Genomic DNA, 4,272 nt, shown 5'->3' with positions numbered 1-4,272 from the left:
AAAAAAACATTACGGAAGGTGCCCGATTTGAACATTAAGAAACTTGTTGCAGCGGTAGGGATCATTGCCGTTTGCTGCTTGTTTTATCTATTAGCCCTTGATAGTTATTGCGATCAGGGGGGGACTTTTTCTACCGGTATTTGTGCTATCACTTCGATTATTCCATGGTAAGGATAGCCTATTATGCTTAGCTATAATAACGATAGATAACTATTACTATTCGTTATCGTTATTAAGTATGAATCACTTATTCAGATCCCCTTTGTGGTGGGCAGAGTGATAAGATAGCGCCTTAGCCACGTATGTCATAGGGTCGTCAATGTTAGATACAAATATGGGGGCACTGGGTGTCATCCCAATTGCTTTATCGCTGCTTACTGTCATTTTCTTCTTGATAGTCTGGTTCTTTTTGAGCCGTGCCAGTGTACGAGCAAATGAACAAATCCGTTTGTTACACGAAATTGCCGAACAACAAAAACGGCAAACCGAATTGCTCAATGCTTTACTGGAAAATGCTACGGGTGTCAGGCATGAGCAAGACGATAGTGATATTGTCTCGCCTCTCGACTTTAAAGGGTTTATTCCAGAGCGATAAATCCCCCCGATTCTGATGCTGTCACCCGGCGGTATCAGAATATCGTCGTAGCCAGAGTGATGGTTTCTCCTGCATAGCCGGCATTATCTTTTTGCGCGATGTGAGTTTGCCCCTTTATTTAGCCCAATATACTGCGCTGATTGTCATAAATTTGTCTTATTTTCGCCGTAATGTAGCCAGGACTTTTCAAGAAAACGGTGATTCTAATGATTAAATGGTATGAAGAAAGTGACACTGAAGTGAACCGAAATATTGCACTGCTGACAGGGGAAGATCCCGATAAGTGGTATCCATACGGTGGAGTTAAAGGTAAGGACTACTGCAAAAACCCTTCTGATGCCTGGCCTATCATCTATGCCAATAAAATTGGCCTCTATTCCCCTGAAGTTAATGATAATAATCAGTGGAATGCTCGGATTACCAATCCGCAAGGTGAGTGGCAAGCCTATAGCCAAAGTCCACTTCGTGCCGCGATGATCTGTTACCTGCTCAGCCAAGATATTTGAGTAAATATTGATGGTTTTCGACCGCGTGGAGACCCATATGCTGAGCGCGTGGCGTGACCAACGGTAAGCGATTCTCTGACTGACTTCTTGGAGCTGATGATGAAACGTATTATTAAAGGGGATTCAAATTTATCTCACCTGGTCATTGCCCATGCGGCGATTGACCACCATCAAAAATCTTATGGTGAGCGGCGTCAAGGCTGGCCTTCAACTTATCTTATCCGCTATAAAAATAATCGCGTGGCGGTTGAAGTTGTCACCCGGCGTCAATCTTATGTCGCGACATTGATGATTGGGGCCAGGAATCTGAGTAAGTTATGTGGCATATCTGCGTTACAACCCTAAACAGACAAAGCATCATTGTCTTCTAATCAAATCCTTCCCATGTAAACATCGGCTGATTGATCCTTCTCCGATAGTCAGCTAACTACCTTTATTCTTGCTGCAATTAGGTTTAAGTGTTAAAAAACCGCCGCAGATTCATTTATGAAAGCGCTGTTTAGCACGTTAGTGCGTAATAGGTGCGGCAGAGGATAGGATGGAACAGCAGTTGCAGGATTCAACACTAAAACGCGGTTTAAAAAATCGACATATTCAACTGATTGCCTTGGGTGGTGCGATTGGGACCGGATTATTTTTAGGGATAGCTCAGACGATTAAGATGGCTGGCCCCTCAGTGATACTCGGCTATGCCATCGGTGGTTTTATCGCTTTTCTCATTATGCGTCAGCTCGGTGAGATGGTTGTCGAAGAGCCAGTTGCAGGTTCATTTAGTCATTTTGCGTATAAATATTGGGGCGATTTCGCTGGCTTCTTATCTGGTTGGAACTACTGGGCGATGTTTATACTGGTTGGTATGGCTGAATTGACCGCCGTCGGTATTTATATTCAATACTGGTGGCCAGAGATTCCCACCTGGGTTTCCGCTGCTGTATTTTTTGTCTTAATAAATGCCATCAATCTTATTAACGTACGTATGTATGGTGAAACTGAATTCTGGTTCGCAATCATCAAGGTTGTTGCCATTATCGGTATGATTGTGTTCGGTGCATATCTGCTGGTTTCCGGTACTGGTGGGCCTGAGGCATCGGTTACTAACCTCTGGGCACAAGGTGGGTTTATGCCCCATGGCTTGAGCGGATTAGTGATGGCGATGGCGGTGATTATGTTTTCTTTTGGTGGCTTGGAGATGGTTGGCATTACGGCCGCTGAAGCTGAAGATCCACATCACAGTATTCCTAAAGCAACCAATCAGGTTGTCTATCGCATCCTTATTTTTTACATCGGTTCATTGGCGGTACTGCTTTCCCTATATCCGTGGGGCAAAGTGGTTGAAGGCGGTAGCCCCTTTGTGATGATTTTCCATGCGTTAGATAGCAATTGGGTTGCAACAATCTTGAATGTAGTGGTTTTGACCGCAGCGCTATCGGTTTATAACAGCGGTGTTTATTGTAATAGCCGCATGTTATTTGGCTTGGCATCGCAGGGGAATGCGCCTAAGTTGTTGACCCGGGTTAATAAACGTGGCGTGCCTATTCTGTCAATCGCACTTTCGGCGTTGGCCACTTCAGCCGGTGTTGTTATAAACTATATTATGCCGGGCAAAGCGTTTGAACTGCTTATGGCGCTGGTTGTTTCAACATTGGTCATTAACTGGGTGATGATTTGTTTAGCTCACCTCAAATTCCGGGCTGCGAAGGTGCAAGAAGGCGTAGAACCGCGGTTTAAGGCGCTATGGTACCCATACGGTAATTATCTGTGCCTGGTGTTTCTGTCGTTGATTCTGGTCATTATGTATCTCACTGATGGTATTCAGATCTCAGTGCTAATGATGCCAGTTTGGGTTGCGCTATTGTGGTGCGGTTTTATACTCACTCGGCGTAAACATAAGCGGCATGAACTGAATGTAAATGACTCAGATGCAGCCTGATTGAAGTGTTAGCATAAAAGTGCCGGGCGATTAACTGTATGAAAAATCAAGCCCGGCGGTTATCACCTAAGACGCTATTTGTTGTGTTTAAATAATCAGCAATAAACTAAGCGGATACTCAGCATAGTTTTAATTGATAAGAACTATCGTATTTTTTGGGATCAATTAACGCTAATTGAGATTAATTCTTAATAGTCGCTTATAACCATTTTAATTGCATGGTTTAAATAGTTAAATAATAGCGTCCATTAGAATTGCCAGCGCATCCAGGTAAACAAAACATTACCATTATTATAAGTGCCGGGAATATAGGTGCTTTGTAGTGAAAACTTATTATATTCAATAGAAATAAGTGGCAAAGGCAATGGGACAGGAATGTAATAATATTCATGACGTGCGGTAATGCTGGCGGTAAAACCTACGCCAAAACGCCAGCCGTCCATCGCTCCCGGTATCCACATTTTTTGATAGCCATAACCTATAATGGGTTCAATTTGGTTGTGCGAATCCATAAATGCCATCGCATACACAGAGTGCCAGTTGTTATCCTCATCATAGCGATATTTGCCATAGCCGATACCCCATGGCCGCTCATTGTATGACTCTATCTTGTCATCATCGTAGGTCCAGCGGTTGTGCCAGGTATTCAGCGGGATATACAGCTCCTGGTTTGGTGAATCCCAGGTAAGCGAGATGTTGCTCGTCAGGCGTTGCCACAGACTCCCATTGCTGGTTTGCGGGTTATGTTGCCCTATAGATGTCGGTGTTGGCTGATAGTTTTCCTCCGCCAATACAGTAGCGGCCTGACCCCACCATAAGCTACTGAGAATACAGGTGTTGATAATATATTTACAATTCATAACATGGCTCTCTGATGCCCATAAGGCGAAATAAGATATCTGTGCATCAGATAATCTTTGTACTTATCAAAATAAGGGTGATTAATAGATTATTTATAATTGCGTGGAGCTTATAATCTCGAACCTAAACCACACTATAACGATAAAGTAATTTAGAGTTTTCAACTGTACATCAGTGCTATTAAATTCTGTTTCAGAAAAGTAAAGAATATATCAAGAGGGATTTCTCACACTAAATGTAGGTGGATTAGGCTGCATTTCACCCTGGTGAATTAACTAATAATGCGTGCTTTAGGCGATATTCATGCAGATTAAATAAAGTGCTATCGCACCTTGTTGGTGCGATGCAGCTAATTTTTCTCGTGTATTGCACCTATATAG

General features: G+C 43.1%; 6 protein-coding genes. 5 read left to right on the top strand and 1 reads right to left on the bottom strand.

The annotated features are described in order from the left end of the window. Positions 1-27 precede the first annotated feature (27 nt). From V1952_RS20335 to V1952_RS20315, 5 genes are all read left to right on the top strand, one after another. The gene (locus V1952_RS20335; RefSeq protein ID WP_372559220.1) at positions 28-171 is read left to right on the top strand and encodes a PhoP/PhoQ regulator MgrB; all 144 of its coding nucleotides are present in this window, start codon (positions 28-30) and stop codon (positions 169-171) included. A 148-nt stretch (positions 172-319) separates the two neighbouring features. Continuing rightward, positions 320-595 (top strand): YebO family protein, encoded by a 276-nt coding sequence (locus V1952_RS20330; protein ID WP_083158580.1) that lies wholly within the window; start codon positions 320-322, stop codon positions 593-595. A 206-nt stretch (positions 596-801) separates the two neighbouring features. After that, positions 802-1,101, top strand: a complete 300-nt coding sequence (locus tag V1952_RS20325; protein ID WP_083158581.1) for a phage protein NinX family protein — start codon at positions 802-804, stop codon at positions 1,099-1,101. Between the two features lie 96 nt (positions 1,102-1,197). Beyond that, positions 1,198-1,446, top strand: coding sequence for a DUF4060 family protein (locus V1952_RS20320; protein ID WP_372559219.1), 249 nt, complete (start codon positions 1,198-1,200; stop codon positions 1,444-1,446). A gap of 193 nt (positions 1,447-1,639) precedes the next feature. Continuing rightward, positions 1,640-3,031, top strand: coding sequence for an amino acid permease (locus V1952_RS20315; protein WP_420075417.1), 1,392 nt, complete (start codon positions 1,640-1,642; stop codon positions 3,029-3,031). Between the two features lie 248 nt (positions 3,032-3,279). Here V1952_RS20315 and pagP read toward each other — a convergent pair whose 3' ends face one another. Further along, the gene (gene pagP, locus V1952_RS20310) at positions 3,280-3,891 is read right to left on the bottom strand and encodes a lipid IV(A) palmitoyltransferase PagP (protein ID WP_372559217.1); all 612 of its coding nucleotides are present in this window, start codon (positions 3,889-3,891) and stop codon (positions 3,280-3,282) included. Positions 3,892-4,272 lie beyond the last annotated feature (381 nt).

The organism is Yersinia sp. 2542 StPb PI (assembly GCF_048593855.1).
Classification (GTDB): Bacteria; Pseudomonadota; Gammaproteobacteria; order Enterobacterales; family Enterobacteriaceae; genus Yersinia; species Yersinia enterocolitica_E.
Note: the sequence above shows the minus strand (reverse complement) of the source record. Positions and strands in the feature narration are given on the sequence as shown.